Source organism: Microbulbifer epialgicus (genome assembly GCF_041447265.1).
Taxonomy (GTDB): domain Bacteria; phylum Pseudomonadota; class Gammaproteobacteria; order Pseudomonadales; family Cellvibrionaceae; genus Microbulbifer; species Microbulbifer epialgicus.
Genome location: NZ_JBGMEK010000009.1, coordinates 47,416 through 62,343, shown reverse-complemented (window position 1 = coordinate 62,343; position 14,928 = coordinate 47,416). Strand labels below are relative to the sequence as shown.

The 14,928-nt window shown below is 53.6% G+C and carries 13 protein-coding genes; 6 read left to right on the top strand and 7 right to left on the bottom strand.

Annotation, left to right across the window (positions count from 1 at the left end; genetic code table 11):
• Positions 1-5 precede the first annotated feature (5 nt).
• The 4 genes from pxpB to uvrA form a co-directional block, all read right to left on the bottom strand.
• On the bottom strand, positions 6-728 hold the full coding sequence (gene pxpB, locus ACCI49_RS06270; protein WP_371838119.1) for a 5-oxoprolinase subunit PxpB: 723 nt from the start codon (positions 726-728) through the stop codon (positions 6-8).
• The gene (pxpA, locus tag ACCI49_RS06265) at positions 725-1,474 is read right to left on the bottom strand and encodes a 5-oxoprolinase subunit PxpA (RefSeq protein WP_371838118.1); all 750 of its coding nucleotides are present in this window, start codon (positions 1,472-1,474) and stop codon (positions 725-727) included. The genes pxpB and pxpA overlap by 4 nt, the downstream gene beginning before the upstream one ends.
• 46 nt (positions 1,475-1,520) lie before the next feature.
• Entirely contained in the window at positions 1,521-2,123 is a 603-nt protein-coding gene (locus ACCI49_RS06260; RefSeq protein WP_371838117.1) for a hypothetical protein, read from the bottom strand.
• Between the two features lie 80 nt (positions 2,124-2,203).
• Positions 2,204-5,029 carry an excinuclease ABC subunit UvrA gene (uvrA, locus tag ACCI49_RS06255; RefSeq protein ID WP_371838116.1) on the bottom strand — a complete coding sequence of 942 codons (2,826 nt, stop codon included), beginning with the start codon at positions 5,027-5,029 and terminating at the stop codon, positions 2,204-2,206.
• A gap of 160 nt (positions 5,030-5,189) precedes the next feature.
• Here uvrA and ACCI49_RS06250 point away from each other — a divergent pair, with 160 nt between their 5' ends.
• The 4 genes from ACCI49_RS06250 (at position 5,190) to ACCI49_RS06235 (ending at position 9,494) form a co-directional block, all read left to right on the top strand.
• Positions 5,190-6,596, top strand: a complete 1,407-nt coding sequence (locus tag ACCI49_RS06250; RefSeq protein WP_371838115.1) for a mannose-1-phosphate guanylyltransferase/mannose-6-phosphate isomerase — start codon at positions 5,190-5,192, stop codon at positions 6,594-6,596.
• Between the two features lie 90 nt (positions 6,597-6,686).
• Positions 6,687-7,868, top strand: coding sequence for an MFS transporter (locus tag ACCI49_RS06245; protein ID WP_371838114.1), 1,182 nt, complete (start codon positions 6,687-6,689; stop codon positions 7,866-7,868).
• A gap of 148 nt (positions 7,869-8,016) precedes the next feature.
• Entirely contained in the window at positions 8,017-8,631 is a 615-nt protein-coding gene (gene ssb / locus ACCI49_RS06240; protein WP_371838113.1) for a single-stranded DNA-binding protein, read from the top strand.
• Between the two features lie 14 nt (positions 8,632-8,645).
• Positions 8,646-9,494 carry a sugar nucleotide-binding protein gene (locus ACCI49_RS06235; protein ID WP_371838112.1) on the top strand — a complete coding sequence of 283 codons (849 nt, stop codon included), beginning with the start codon at positions 8,646-8,648 and terminating at the stop codon, positions 9,492-9,494.
• A gap of 57 nt (positions 9,495-9,551) precedes the next feature.
• On the opposite strand, the gene fabB is transcribed toward ACCI49_RS06235, so the two are convergent.
• Positions 9,552-10,775, bottom strand: coding sequence for a beta-ketoacyl-ACP synthase I (gene fabB / locus ACCI49_RS06230; protein ID WP_371838111.1), 1,224 nt, complete (start codon positions 10,773-10,775; stop codon positions 9,552-9,554).
• A 68-nt stretch (positions 10,776-10,843) separates the two neighbouring features.
• Positions 10,844-11,368 (bottom strand): 3-hydroxyacyl-[acyl-carrier-protein] dehydratase FabA, encoded by a 525-nt coding sequence (gene fabA, locus ACCI49_RS06225; protein WP_371838110.1) that lies wholly within the window; start codon positions 11,366-11,368, stop codon positions 10,844-10,846.
• Between the two features lie 275 nt (positions 11,369-11,643).
• On the opposite strand from fabA, the gene galU reads away from it, so the two are divergent.
• A complete protein-coding gene (gene galU / locus ACCI49_RS06220; protein ID WP_371838109.1) occupies positions 11,644-12,492 on the top strand; it encodes a UTP--glucose-1-phosphate uridylyltransferase GalU in 849 nt (282 codons plus the stop codon).
• Positions 12,493-13,842: a phosphohexomutase domain-containing protein gene (locus tag ACCI49_RS06215; protein ID WP_371838108.1), complete on the top strand. Its 1,350-nt coding sequence runs from the start codon at positions 12,493-12,495 to the stop codon at positions 13,840-13,842.
• Positions 13,843-13,919: 77 nt separating this feature from the next.
• Here ACCI49_RS06215 and ACCI49_RS06210 read toward each other — a convergent pair whose 3' ends face one another.
• Positions 13,920-14,882 (bottom strand): polyprenyl synthetase family protein, encoded by a 963-nt coding sequence (locus ACCI49_RS06210; protein WP_371838107.1) that lies wholly within the window; start codon positions 14,880-14,882, stop codon positions 13,920-13,922.
• Positions 14,883-14,928 lie beyond the last annotated feature (46 nt).

The following is a 14,928-nucleotide window of genomic DNA, read 5'->3' as shown; positions in this document are numbered from 1 at the left end:
TGTAATTACAAAGTAAAATCTGCAAAATCCCGTTTTTCGATAGCATAGAATTTGATGACATCCAGAGGGTCGGCAATAAAAGGGGAGCTGCTGGATGGTTGGAACAGCTTAAAGGGCGTTTGCCCGATAATCTGCCACCCTCCAGGTGTGGCCTGAGGATAGATTCCGGTTTGGTTGCCACCGATACCGACAGCCCCTGCTGGAACACGCAGGCGAGGAGATTTCTTGCGAGGGCAGTGCAATTTGATGTCAAGTCCTCCGAGATACAGGAAGCCAGGTGTAAAACCCAACATATGTACGAGATAAGAATTGCTGGTATGTAGGCTGATGATCTCTTTTCGAGAAAGTTTGGTGTACTCGCTTAGCAGCTGCATATCCGGAGCAAATTCCTCCTCATAACAGACAGGAATCCGGATCAGGCGGGGTCTTCTGTCGATCTCTACAGGGTTTTCCAGGAAGTCATGGGTGAGTTTGTTTAGTTTATATGATAGTGATTCACTTCCTGGTTGGAGGGAATCAAAGGAGATTGTCAGGCATTGGTAGGCGGGGATCAGGTCGATAATGTTGGTAAGGCTTTGCTTTAGAATATACTGCCTCAATCCAATAATATACCGACTAAGCTGTTCACTGGGCTCTGAAAAGAAGCGGATATCCAGGGCGCTATCACCATTAGTGACGATCTCAAAGCTGGGCTTTTTGGGATTGGGAGTATGAACATGTGAGGTCATCGTCGCAGACTCAGTCCGCTGAATTGAAAATAGTTAAACAATCTTTCTGCGATTTTTGGTGCTTCAGGAGTATCGCCATGCAGGCAAATTGTGTCCACAGAAAACTGTAAAACTTTACCGTAGTAGCTGTTAAAGCTGCCGCCTTTTGCCAGGGCTAATGCCTGAGCCAGGCACCTGTCCAGGTCTGTAATAACCGATCCTGGTAGTGTGCGTGGCGTGAGCTGCTGCCTATTTAAGTACAGGCGGTCCATAAAACCCTCACGAATAAATTGTTTACCCAATTCAGCGGAAGCGGCTTCCATAGCTCCATTGGCAAGGCCGACTATTTTGAGAGTGGGATATTCCTGACTAAATAGTTCAATGATTTGTTTTGCGAGTTTTCTGTCTGCCTCGGCGTCATTATATAGAGCACCGTGTAACTTAAAATGGTCAAGTGTTATTCCGGCTTCATCAGCGAGCCCTTCCAAAAGCCCAACCTGTTTATGTAGGGTGTCAAGTAGTAGGTTTTTTGGGATTTCAATGGATTTTCTGCCGAAATTTTCCCGGTCAGGGTAGCTGGGATGAGCGCCGATTTTTAAATTGTTTTGCAGCGCATTTTCAATGGATCTACGTATGATGTCAGGGTTTCCAGCATGGCCGCCACAGGCGATATTGCAGCGGGAGATAAAAGGCATAATTTGCGCGTCCCTCTTGCAGCTGGCCAAATCAGATCCTTCGCCTAGGTCGCAGTTGATATCGATTTCCATTCTTCACAGCTCATGATCGGAGAAAATTCTGCCTAATAAAAAATGTTTAATTGTTGTTAGTAGTGCATGTTTCAATCTCCATAGAGGTTCCCTGATTCGCAGAGCGATAGCATCCACCCAAGGGTGAGCAGAAGCAGAAGTCGACTGATATTTTCCTTCTTTCTTTGTCTAGCTTTTTCCAGAGATCGTAAGATCGCTCACCATAAGATAATGCAAACATTCGGTTCTTGGAGTTCGCTGGGATTAAACGGTTGGATAAAGTTGAGGTGATTATATTTCCTTTGTCTAGGCTGGAGGCGTCGTCATTATTTGTCAGTTTTTTTATGAATTCCTGATATTCCTGTTGGCAGCAGGCATTCAGGAATTCCCTGGCGGTATGATAGGTGGTCTGCTCATAATTGATGCTGAAATCCTTCAGTAGAGCTGGACTTGATCCCACATTGTAAAGTTCAAAATAAATTGATGGTTTGTCATCATCAAGGTCGTAATTGCTCTGTAAAAATTGAATTACAGGCATGGTCATTATTTTGACTTGTTTATTTGCTGCTTTGGCCTGCAGATAAGTTGCATAGAAGGAGGCAAGGGAAACCATCATTGCGCATAGTGCAATAATTAAGTTTAACTTTTCTTGATCCAATTTTTTTATCATTTCCCACGTTCCGTTGCTACAGGTATTCGATGGTTTTATTGATATAGGAGCCAGATTGCGATTCAGCTCCTTACTATTGATTACCCAAGCATCGGCTTTAGGAATCGACCGGTATGGGAAACGTCCATTTCCGCTACGTCCTCAGGTGTCCCCGCTGCAATTATTTGCCCGCCGCCTGAGCCTCCTTCCGGGCCCAAGTCTACGATCCAGTCTGCAGTTTTGATGACGTCCAAATTGTGCTCAATAACAACGATGGTATTGCCGTGATCGCGCAGGCGGTGCAATACATCCAGCAATAATTGGATATCGGCAAAGTGCAGACCGGTGGTGGGCTCGTCGAGGATATACAGGGTTTGTCCGGTATCACGCTTGGATAGCTCGCGAGAGAGTTTCACTCGCTGAGCTTCACCACCAGAAAGGGTGGTGGCCGCCTGGCCTAGTTTGATATAGGAGAGACCCACATCCATTAAGGTTTGTAGTTTCTTGGCAATTACTGGAACGGGGTCAAAAAACTCTCGGGCATCTTCGACAGTCATTTCCAATACTTCGTGGATACTCTTGCCTTTGTAATGTACCTCCAAGGTCTCGCGATTGTAGCGCTTACCGTGACAGGTGTCGCAGGGTACATAGATATCAGGCAGAAAATGCATTTCTACCTTGATGACCCCATCTCCTTGACAGGCCTCGCAGCGTCCTCCTTTGACGTTAAAGCTGAAACGCCCCGGCTTATAGCCTCGGGAGCGGGCTTCTTGAGTGCCGGCAAACAGGTCACGTATCGGGGTGAATATTCCAGTATAAGTAGCCGGGTTGGATCGGGGGGTGCGTCCGATTGGGCTCTGGTCTATATCCACGCACTTATCGAAGTACTCCAGACCATGTACCGCCCGGTGGGGTGACGGCTTCAAGGTGGTGGCCTTGTTTAGCGCAGTGGCGGCAAGTGGGTACAGGGTGGCGTTAATCAGTGTGGATTTGCCGGAGCCGGAAACGCCTGTCACACAAGTGAACAGGCCCACAGGAATTTCCAGGTCTACGTTCTGCAAGTTGTTCCCGCTGGCGCCTTCAAGGTGCAGGATATAGTCGGGGTCGGGAATATAGCGCTCTTCCGGTATAGCGATTTGTCTCTTGCCGGAAAGATACTGGCCGGTAAGTGATTTCTTGCACTTGGCAATCTTGTCGGCGGTGCCGGCCGCAACCACTTCGCCACCGTGCACGCCGGCACCGGGGCCGATATCGACAATAAAATCGGCGCTACGGATCGCATCTTCGTCGTGCTCGACGACAATCACAGTGTTGCCAATATCGCGTAAGTGAGTGAGGGTATTCAGCAAGCGCTCATTATCCCGCTGGTGCAGGCCAATAGATGGCTCGTCGAGGATATACATCACGCCTACAAGGCCGGCACCGATTTGGCTGGCGAGACGGATACGCTGTGCTTCGCCCCCAGATAGAGTTTCTGCACTGCGGTTCAGAGTCAGGTAATTGAGGCCTACATCTACTAGGAAGCGGAAGCGATCGCGAAGCTCTTTGAGGACTTTGTCGGCAATTTCTTTCTGTGCGCCTTTGAAAGTCAGTTGGTGGTCGAAGTAATCGAAGGCATCACCCACCGGGAGCTCGGTAATCTGTGCCAATGTGCGGTTATCCACAAAGACGTGCCGGGCTTCACGGCGCAGGCGCGTGCCATGGCACTCCGGGCACTTCTGGGTGCTCAAGTATTTGGCGAGTTCTTCGCGCACAGATTGGGATTCGGTATCCCGGTAACGGCGCTGGAAGTTGGGGATAATGCCCTCGAATGTATGCTGGCGTACAGTGACGTCACCGCGGTCGTTGACATAGCTGAAGTCGATTTCTTCATCGCCGCTACCCTGCAGTATGATCTTGCGGTGGGCCTTGCGCAGCTTTTTCCAGGGCTTATCAAGGTCAAAACCATAGTGCTCAGCGAGGGAGTCGAGCATGTGGTAGTAGTAAATATTGCGTCTGTCCCAACCGCGGATGGCGCCCTCGGAAATACTGCACTCCTGGTCGAGAATTACTTTGTCCTCGTCGAAGAACTGCTTGACTCCCAGGCCGTCACAGCTGGGGCAGGCGCCGGCGGGATTGTTAAATGAAAAGAGTCGCGGCTCCAACTCATCTAGGGAGTAGTCGCATACAGGGCAGGCGTGGCGTGCAGAGAAGAGTCGGTCGTCCTGGCCGCCGTCCATAAAGCTGATAGAGGCGATGCCGCTAGTAAGATTCAGTGCGGTTTCGAAGGATTCTGCCAAGCGCAGCTGCAGGTCGTCGCGCACCTTGAAACGATCCACTACCACTTCGACGGTGTGCTTGCGGCGCTTATCCAGTTTGGGGGTGTCATCCAGGTCACAGATCACGCCGTCGATGCGCGCGCGCACAAAGCCATCGCGGCGCAATTGCTCGAATACATGTTGGTGCTCGCCTTTGCGATCACGTACGACCGGTGCCAGTAGCATGACTTTACTGCCCTCCGGCAGGGCCAGCACCTGATCCACCATCTGACTCACCGTTTGGGCTTGTAGCGGTTCGTTGTGGTCCGGGCAGCGGGGCTCGCCGACGCGGGCAAACAAAAGCCGAAGGTAGTCGTAAATCTCAGTAATCGTACCCACTGTTGAGCGAGGGTTATGGGAGGTGGATTTTTGCTCTATGGAGATCGCCGGGGACAATCCCTCTACAGTATCCACATCGGGCTTTTCCATCATCGATAGGAACTGGCGCGCGTAAGTGGAGAGGGATTCCACATAGCGCCGCTGGCCCTCGGCATAGAGGGTGTCAAATGCCAGGGAGGATTTGCCGGAACCAGACAGTCCGGTAATTACAATCAATTTGTCACGGGGAATGTCGAGATCGATATTCTTCAGGTTGTGGGTGCGGGCACCCCTTACATAAATCGTGTCCACGCTCTACCTATCTGCTGCTAGTACTGGGTCGGGCCTCGGGCTTGCTCCGCGCGGGGCGATCACAACTGCGGTGCCGGAAAAACAATCGAGTATAAACTCGCTACCTGATGTGCCAAAATCGTCTGCCACAAAATTCCAATAACTAGACATAAATGAACTGATGATTCCCGTAATCCTCTGTGGTGGCAGCGGTTCACGCCTCTGGCCTCTTTCTCGCGAAACATACCCAAAACAGTTTTTGCCGCTGGTCGGTGATGAGACCATGTTACAGTCTACCGTTAGACGCCTGGAGGGACTGCCGAAGCTGCAGCCGCCGATTTTGGTGTGCAACGAGGAGCATCGATTTGCGGCAGCTGAACAGTTGCGGGAGGTCCGGCATGATGCCCAATCAATTTTACTGGAACCCTGCGCGCGCAATACGGCTCCGGCAATTGCATTGGCGGCCTTGGCAGCTCTGGAGTCCGGCGAAGATCCACAGCTACTGGTGTTACCAGCGGATCACGCGGTGGCGGATGTGCCGGCCTTCCAGGAAGCGGTGCTACTGGCGAGTGACCTGGCGGCCCAGGGACACTTGGTGACTTTTGGTATTGTGCCGACGCGTGCTGAAACAGGCTATGGCTATATTCGCCGTGGGGAGGCTCTGGCAGCTGATGTCTGGAAGGTAGCGGAATTTGTCGAGAAGCCGAATATCGATACTGCGGAGGCTTACTTATCTGATGGCGACCATTCTTGGAATAGTGGCATGTTCCTGTTTCGTGCGTCGCGCTACCTGGAAGAGTTGGGTCACCACCGGGGAGATATTCTCGCTGCCTGCCAAAGCGCCTACGAATGCGCCGCGCGTGATCTGGATTTCACCCGGGTGAACAAGGAAGCCTTTGCCGCCTGTGCCGATGAGTCGGTGGACTACGCGGTAATGGAGCCAACTGAGTCTGCAGCCGTAGTATCCTTGGATGCCGGTTGGAGTGATGTGGGCTCTTGGCTCGGTCTCTGGGAGTTGGCGGAGCGGGATGCCGATGACAATTTGCTGCAGGGGGATGTGTTGCTGGAGGGCAGTGAAGGCTGTCTGGTGCGGGCAGAAAGTCGCCTGGTAAGCCTGTTAGGTGTGAAAGACCTAGTGGTTGTGGACACGGATGATGCTCTGTTGATCGCTGAAAAACAGCGAGTACAGGACGTCAAGAAGCTGGTTAGTAGCCTCAAGTGCTCAGGGCGAACTGAAGCGCGGCGCCACCGCAAGGTCTACCGGCCCTGGGGCTATTACGATTCCATCGATGCCGGGCCTCGCTTCCAGGTCAAACGGATCGTGGTCAAACCTGGACAGCAGTTGTCTCTGCAAATGCACCATCACCGCGCTGAGCACTGGATTGTGGTGCGTGGTACCGCCAAGGTAACCCGCGATGATGAAGAACTATTGATTACCGAGAACCAATCTACCTATATCCCTTTGGGGGTGGTGCATAGGCTGGAAAACCCGGGAACCATTCCTTTGGAGTTAATTGAGGTGCAATCCGGTAGTTACCTGGGAGAAGATGACATAGTGCGCTTTGATGATGACTATGGCCGTGGTTAGAAATGCCCGAAACTTGTACGCCTTCCCCTACAGCCTGGCGGCTGCTCACTGTACAATGCGCGCCCAATTTGACGCTGTTCCAGGAACCGCATGAATTCCACTGAGCGCAGGGCCCTGAGCGGGCTGGCTTCCCTTTATATTTTTCGCATGCTCGGCTTGTTTATGGTGTTGCCGGTCCTCACGGTTTACGGTGAAGGCTACCGGGACAGTACGCCAATGCTGTTGGGGCTGGCCATGGGCGCCTATGGGTTGAGCCAGGCAATTTTACAGATACCCCTGGGAATTTTGTCTGACCGCTGGGGCCGCAAACCCGTTATCTACACCGGCCTAGTCCTGTTTGCCCTAGGCAGTGTAATCGCTGCGCTAACAGATTCAGTCTACGGCCTCATCCTAGGCAGGGTCCTGCAGGGCTGTGGTGCTATCGCTGCGGCGGTCATGGCTTTGGTTGCCGATCTCACACGGGATGAGAAGCGGGGCATTGCCATGGCTGTGATCGGGGCATCTATCGGCGTAGCTTTTATGCTGGCGGTGGTTCTTGGCCCGGCACTCGCAGGAGCCGGCGGCCTACCGGCCATTTTCTGGGTTACCGCGGGGCTGGCCCTACTGGGAATATTGCTGGTTTGGCTAGTGGTGCCGACACCTCAGATGGCAAAGCGTCCGGCAGTTCTCGCTAGAGGGTTTCACAGGGTTCTGGGAAGCGGCCTTACCTGGAGATTAGTTTCTGGAGCTTTCTTTTCTCATCTTTTGTTGACTGCTATGTTTATCGCCCTGCCGCTTGTGCTTGTCGACAGGCTTGGTTGGCCGGCAGAGGAGCATTGGAAGCTATACGGCCCGCTGATGCTGGGCACTTTCATCCTGATGCTGCCCCTGATGCGGGCGGCTGAGCGTACTGGCAAGGCCGGCCTCGCGTTGAATGTTGCCAGCATTGCCCTGGCGGGGGGCAGTGCAGCGTTGCTACCGATGAATGGTCCTGTGGCTGTGGTATTACTGCTGGGCATTTTCTTTACCGGTTTCAACTTGCTCGAGGCTCTGTTGCCCGCGCAATTGACCCGCAAAGCGCCAGGGGATGCCCGCGGTGCGGCTTCGGGACTCTATGCAACTTTACAGTTTTTTGGCACTTTTGTAGGTGGCAGCCTGGGTGGCTACCTGTTTGGACTTGGAGGGGCCAGTGCGGTGGCATGGCTCGGTTTTACTGTAGTGTCGGTTTGGATGCTGCTGTGGTGGTTACTGCGTGAGCGGACGCCAAATGCCTGCGAAGGTAGCGCTTACTAACCAGTAGCGTCTGTTGTATGCTACTGGATAAAAATACACTGGTCGCCAAACCGGGCGGCCGCACGTTGTCGATGTGAGTGATCTCACATCTTAATTTCTTGAATGGTTATTACCTGGGCGGGACCCGGGTCGAAGAGAGGAGAGGGCCATGGCCAGGGGGATCAACAAAGTAATTCTGATTGGTAATCTGGGTAATGATCCGGAAACCAAATATATGCCGAGCGGCGGTGCTGTAACCAATGTGAGCCTGGCTACCAGTGAGAGCTGGAAGGACAAGCAGACAGGCCAGCAGCAGGAGCGCACTGAATGGCACCGAGTGGTGTTCTTTAACCGTCTGGCTGAGATTGCCGGTGAGTACTTGCGCAAAGGCTCTAAAGTGTACGTTGAGGGCTCACTGCGCACCCGCAAATGGCAGGATAAGAATACCGGTCAGGACCGTTACACTACCGAGATTGTTGCTAGTGAAATGCAGATGCTCGACGGCCGCGGAGAGCAGGGCGGTTTCGGCCAGGGCATGGGCGGTGCCGGAATGGGGGCTGCAGGAATGGGCGGGCAGTCTATGGGCGGGCAGTCTATGGGCGGAGCCCAGGGTGGCTACGAACAGCAGAGCGGTTATCAACAGGGCGGTCAGGACTCTTTCGCACAGGGGCGCACAGCTCCATCATCGATGGCGCCATCCAGTAAGCAGCAGCCTCAGCAGCAGTCCAATCAGGGGCCAGCAGGTGGCTTCGATAACAGCTTTGACGACGATATTCCCTTCTGAGGCCGGTCCATCCAGTGTCTGATCTACACACCGGCTACAAGCCGGATACGGTCTCAGTTATCACTGCCGGCAATGATATCGACGGCGCGTTGCAGAAACGTCTGCAGCGCGCCGGCTTTCGTATACAGCAGTTATTACCCGCAGAGCTCGATCAGTTGCGCCCGGGCTCGATTGTTATCAATGCCTCGGTTTGCGCCGATGATCAAGGCATGCCGGAGGCTTTGCAAGTGGCTAAGAGACTTGCTGAGACCCCCTGTCAGCACGTAATCCACCTTTCTTCTTACCAGGTTTTTGCCGGAGGTGAACAGCGCCGATACGACGAGGATGAAGTGGCCGATCCACAAGCTCGTAGCGGACGTCAATGGTTGGCTTGTGAGCGGGCTCTGGCCAGCTTGGAGAACCTGACGATCCTGCGATTTGGCTGGATGGTGGATAGCAACCAGGATGCTCTTCTGGGGCGGGTATTGCGCGGTTTTGTGGCGGGTGAGCCACTCGCACTGGATGGCCTTAATAGCGGTAACCCGGCTACGGTTCTCGATATGTCTCGTGTGACGGTCGCGGTTGCGCAACAGTTGGCTAGTGGCGCCAGCTCTGGGGGGGTATACCATTACGGTAGTTCGGATAGCTGCACCGCTATAGAGTTTGCGTTGGAAGTCGTGGAGAGAGCACAGTCATTCCACGATGAAGAGCGGTTTGCGCAGCTGAGTACGCTGGAGGACTCAGAGCAGAGGGATCGCAGTGTTGTGCTGGCCTGTGGCAAGTTGCGCGATGTTTTTGGCATCCAGCAGCATAGCTGGCGCCAGGGACTAACTCGGCAGGTAGAGCTTTGGCTGGAGCGCCTGGGGGCCGAGAAATCAGCGTAGACCGGTTTACCGTAAATACGATAAGGGCGCCAAGTTGGCGCCCTTATTTTTATCTTATCAAACCTTGTCGAAGACCAGGCAGGCGTTGGTGCCGCCAAAGCCAAAACTGTTGGACATGGCCCGCTGAATGCCACACTCGCGGACTTCAGTTACCAGATCCATACCTTGGGCTTCGGGGTCCAGATTATCCACATTGGCAGAAGCGGCGATAAAGTTGTTTTGCATCATCAGCAGGCTGTAAATGGCCTCTTGTACACCGGCGGCACCTAGGGAGTGTCCTGTCAGCGATTTAGTGGAGGCAAATGCCGGAACCTCGTCACCGAAGACTTCGCGCATGGCTTTGAGTTCGGCCACATCCCCAACGGGAGTTGAGGTGCCATGGGTGTTGATGTAATCCACCCTGCCTTGCAGCCCCTTGCCGTCCATGCCCGCCAGGGCCTGTTGCATACAGCGGGCCGCGCCTTCACCGCTGGGGGCAACCATATCGTAGCCATCGGAGGTGGCCCCGTAACCGGTTAACTCCGCATAGATAGTGGCGCCACGGGCCAGGGCATGTTCCATCTCTTCCAGTACCAAGCAGCCACCACCACCGGCAATCACAAAACCATCGCGGTCGGCATCGTAGGGGCGAGAGGCTTTGGTAGGGGTATCATTGTATTTGCTCGATAGCGCACCCATGGCGTCAAACAGGTGGGTCAGGCTCCAGGCTAGCTCCTCACCGCCACCGGCAAAGACAACGTCTTGTTTGCCCATCTGAATCAATTCGGCGCCGTGACCAATGCAATGTGCACTGGTGGCACAGGCTGAGGAGATACTGTAGTTGACACCCTTGATCTTGAACGGCGTGGCGAGACAGGCGGAAACCGTACTACCCATGACCTGGGGAACCCGATAGGCTCCCACACGGCGCACGCCCTTTTCTTTCAAGGTGTGCGCGGCATCAATAATCTGTTGGGTTGACGTGCCGCCGGAGCCCATAACAATGCCCGTGCGAGGATTCGAGACATCGGTATCCTCCAGGCCGGACATGTCGATAGCTTCACGCATGGCAATGTATGCATAAGCGGCAGAGTCGCCCATAAAGCGCAGTTGCTTGCGATCGATATGTTCTTTGAAATCAATATCCACCGCTCCCGCTACTTGGCTGCGTAGACCCAGTTCGCGGTACTCATCCTGAAAGCGGATGCCGCTGTGGCCGGCCCTCAGGGAGGCAGCGACTTCTTGTGTGTTGGTGCCGATACAGGATGTAATTCCCATTCCGGTAATGACTACCCGACGCATAGTGTTCTCCAGCTTTGCTTGCCAGTAGAGGACTTCATAGTATCTACTGGGTTTGGTCTTCAGAGCGTTTAAAAATTATCCGTTCGGGTAAACAAGCCTACGCGAAGGTCCTTAGCGGTGTAAATTTCGCGACCATCCACAGACACACTGCCATCGCCAATTCCCATAACAAGCCTGCGCTCAACAATACGGCTCATCTGGATATGATATGTAACTTTTTTACTGGTGGGGAGAATCTGACCGGTAAATTTCACTTCACCGCAGCCGAGCGCACGGCCCCGGCCAGGGTTGCCCTTCCAGGCCAAAAAGTAACCGAGCAGCTGCCACATGGCATCCAGGCCGAGACAGCCGGGCATTACCGGGTCGCCAGGAAAGTGGCAGTCGAAAAACCATAGGTCGGGGTGAATGTCCAGCTCCGCGATCAACTCTCCTTTGCCGAAGGCCCCGCCCTCTTTGGAGATGTGCGTGATGCGGTCTAGCATCAGCATATTGGGGGCCGGTAGTTGGGCATTGCCAGGGCCAAACATTTCACCCCGGGAGCAGGTCAGAAGCTCCTCTCTGCTATAGTTGCTTTTTTGAACAAAATTACTCATTTTTTTCCCGTTAGTGGGTGGTTACGCAATCCATACTGGGCGTTTTTGTAAGAGCGGGCATTCTAAGGGCTCTGTGTCGCTTGTCTAGTCGGCCGGGACTGTTTTTGTGACTGCCACGAGAATTGTTTTCACAATCTTATATGATCAAATTAATGAACTGGCGGCCGTTGGGAAGGATTTCACGTCATTCTGTGTAAGTGATAGTACTGCCTACCTATGGTAGATTGCCGGCCCAGCGCTGGGGAGCGCTCCTTTCAAGATCATGGGGAAGTTTAATGCTCAAGAAATGTCTATTCCCGGTTGCCGGTTATGGCACCCGTTTCCTGCCTGCTACCAAAGCCATGCCGAAAGAGATGCTGCCTCTGGTAAATAAACCATTGGTGCAGTATGGCGTAGAGGAGGCTATAGAGGCTGGGCTGACAGAAATTGGTTTTGTCACGGGGCGTGGTAAACGTGCCATTGAGGACCACTTTGATACCAATTTTGAGTTGGAGCACCAGATTGCCGGAACCGGTAAAGAGCGCTATTTGGATTCTGTGCGTGAAGTAATCGATAGTGCCAGCTTTTCCTATACGCGCCAAGGTGAAATGCGTGGCTTGGGGGATGCGATCTTGCAGGGCCGCCGCCTGGTGGGGGATGAACCTTTTGCTGTGGTATTGGCAGATGACCTGTGCCTCAATGAGGACCTGGGTGTACTCACGCAGATGGTGCAGCTATATAAGCAGTTTCGCTGCAGCATCGTGGCCGTTGAAGAGGTGCCCACGGAGCAAATCCACAAATTCGGCGTCATTGCGGGAAATGAAATCAAGCCTGGCTTGTATCAGGTCACTGACATGATTGAGAAGCCTGCAGCGGAAGAAGCGCCGAGTAATAACGCTATTATCGGCCGCTATATTCTCACCCCGGATATCTTTGATTTGATCCGCGATACGCCTCCCGGTAAAAATGGAGAGGTGCAGATTACTGATGCTCTCTTGGCCCAGGCACGCCAGGGATGTGTATTAGCCTATGCGTTTAAGGGGCGTCGCTTCGACTGTGGCTCTGTGGAAGGGTTTATCGAAGCCACTAACCATGTTTACGAAAATGTGTACCTGCCGAAGCAGGCCGCTCAGGAGAGCAAGTAAGTGACAGAACTCTCCTGTTTTAAAGCTTATGACATACGGGGCCGTGTGCCGGAAGAGCTGAATATCGATGTCGCTTATCGGGTGGGTCGTGCATTTGCCCAATTCCTTGGAGCACGCCGGGTTGTGGTTGGGCACGATATACGCCTGACCAGTGGTGAGCTGACAGATGCCCTGGCTAATGGCCTGCGTGATGCAGGGACCGATGTATTCCATATTGGTGAATGTGGTACCGAAGAGGTTTACTTTGCCACTTTCCACGGAGATTTTGATGGCGGTATCTGTGTGACGGCTAGCCACAATCCCATGGATTACAACGGTATGAAATTTGTCCGCGCCGGTAGTAGCCCGATTAGCGGCGATACTGGCCTGTTAGATATCAAGCGTCTGGCTGAGGAAAATAATTTTGCTCCTGCGACAAGGCGCGGTGACTTGCAATGCTTTGAGCACCGTGCGGACTTTGTGCAGCATTTGCTGGGTTATATCGATAGCTCGGCCCTGAAACCCCTCAAGTTGGTCGTGAATGCCGGCAATGGCGGTGCCGGTGCAATGGTTGATGCGCTGGCTCCACACCTGCCGTTTGAATTTGTACGGGTACATCACCAGCCGGATGGCAATTTCCCCAATGGGATTCCCAACCCGATTCTGCCGGAGAACCGCGCATCTACCGCAGAAGCTGTGTGTGAGAGTGGTGCCGACTTTGGCATCGCCTGGGACGGGGATTTTGACCGCTGCTTTTTCTTCGATGAAAAAGGAGAGTTTATTGAAGGGTACTATGTGGTGGGGCTGCTTGCCGAGGCATTCCTGCTTAAGCATAAAGGGGCCAAGATAGTTCATGATCCGCGTCTGCTGTGGAATACAGAGGATATTGTCCACGCGGCAGGTGGTGAGCCGGTGCAGAGCAAGACTGGTCATGCCTTTATCAAAGAACGCATGCGCAAGGAAGATGCCATTTATGGCGGAGAGATGAGTGCGCATCACTACTTTCGCGACTTCGCTTACTGTGACAGCGGCATGATCCCCTGGTTGCTGGTGGCGGAGTTGGTCAGCCGCAGTGGCAAATCCCTGTCCCAGCTGGTAAGCGAGCGTATGGCCGCTTTCCCTTGCTCGGGAGAGATTAACTCAAAAGTGCGGGATGCCGCTGCATTGCTGAAATCTGCTGAGGAAAAATATGCCCCTAATGCCGAGAGTGTTGAGCATGTGGATGGCCTGAGCGTGGCTTATCCCGATTGGCGTTTTAACTTGCGTATGTCCAATACCGAGCCTGTGGTGCGCTTGAATGTTGAGTCCCGTGGGCATGAAGCGTTAATGCGAGAAAAAACCGAAGAGTTGTTAGGCTTGATTCGCGCATAGAGGCTGCTTTCGAGTAGACGATAGCCCACCAAAAAGCCCTGTAAATGCAGGGCTTTTTGGTGTTTTAGTGCTGCGAATCAGACATTTCTCTCTATGGCAAAGCTGGCCAGTTGTTGTAGGGCCGTCTTTTGCTCGCAATCCGGCAGGAAGTCCAGCTGTACTTTAGCGTCGGTTACCGCGGCGCGCGCGCGCTCCATGGTGTAATCCAAGGCGCCGCAGGCCTCAATGGCGTCGACTATCTCTGGTAGTTTCGCTGCGCTGCGCTGCTCTATGGCTTCTTTTACCAGCCGGGCCTGTTCTTTACTGCCATTGGCCATGGTGTAAATTAATGGCAGTGTCGGTTTGCCCTCTGCCAGATCGTCGCCCACATTTTTGCCCAGCTCCTCCGGGTTGCCACGATAGTCCAGGGCATCGTCAACCAGCTGGAAGGCGAGTCCCAGGTGGCGGCCGTAAAGTTTCAGTGCGGTTTGCTCCTGGTCGGGGCAGTCGGCCAGTACGGCGGCAGTTTCACAGGCGGCCTCAAACAGGGCGCCAGTCTTTTTATGGATTACGGTAAGATAATTCTCTTCGCTTACTGCCGGGTCACCGGCATTGACCAGCTGCTGTACCTCGCCCTCGGCAATGGTATTGGTGGTTTCGGACAGTATTGCCATTATGCCCATATCCTGTAGGGCAACCATCATTTGGAAAGCGCGTGAGTAGAGGAAGTCGCCAACCAGAACACTGGGGGCGTTGCCCCACTTGGCGTTGGCGGTGAGGCGCCCGCGGCGCATATCGGAGGTATCCACTACATCGTCGTGTAACAGGGTGGCGGTGTGGATAAACTCAATGATAGTGGCGAGGTCTATATGGTTTTCTCCCCGGTAGCCGCATGCCCTGGTGCAAAGCAGTACCAGCAGGGGGCGCAGGCGTTTGCCGCCGGCCTCAACCAGGTAGTGGCCTATGTTCTCCACCAGGGGAACATCCGAATATAGTTGGTCGAGAATACGCTGGTTGACCGCGGCAAAGTCTTCGGCGGCGACCCGGTGAAAAGGCAGCATGCAAGAGTTCCTTATACGACTAGACTGGCACCTTCCCGGGACCCGG

Coding starts and splice junctions, on each gene's coding strand:
- pxpB (WP_371838119.1), bottom strand. CDS start 728: ATGACCTCACATGTTCATACTCCCAATCCCAAAAAGCCCAGCTTTGAG.
- pxpA (WP_371838118.1), bottom strand. CDS start 1,474: ATGGAAATCGATATCAACTGCGACCTAGGCGAAGGATCTGATTTGGCC.
- ACCI49_RS06260 (WP_371838117.1), bottom strand. CDS start 2,123: ATGATAAAAAAATTGGATCAAGAAAAGTTAAACTTAATTATTGCACTA.
- ACCI49_RS06250 (WP_371838115.1), top strand. CDS start 5,190: ATGATTCCCGTAATCCTCTGTGGTGGCAGCGGTTCACGCCTCTGGCCT.
- ACCI49_RS06245 (WP_371838114.1), top strand. CDS start 6,687: ATGAATTCCACTGAGCGCAGGGCCCTGAGCGGGCTGGCTTCCCTTTAT.
- ssb (WP_371838113.1), top strand. CDS start 8,017: ATGGCCAGGGGGATCAACAAAGTAATTCTGATTGGTAATCTGGGTAAT.
- fabB (WP_371838111.1), bottom strand. CDS start 10,775: ATGCGTCGGGTAGTCATTACCGGAATGGGAATTACATCCTGTATCGGC.
- fabA (WP_371838110.1), bottom strand. CDS start 11,368: ATGAGTAATTTTGTTCAAAAAAGCAACTATAGCAGAGAGGAGCTTCTG.
- galU (WP_371838109.1), top strand. CDS start 11,644: ATGCTCAAGAAATGTCTATTCCCGGTTGCCGGTTATGGCACCCGTTTC.
- ACCI49_RS06210 (WP_371838107.1), bottom strand. CDS start 14,882: ATGCTGCCTTTTCACCGGGTCGCCGCCGAAGACTTTGCCGCGGTCAAC.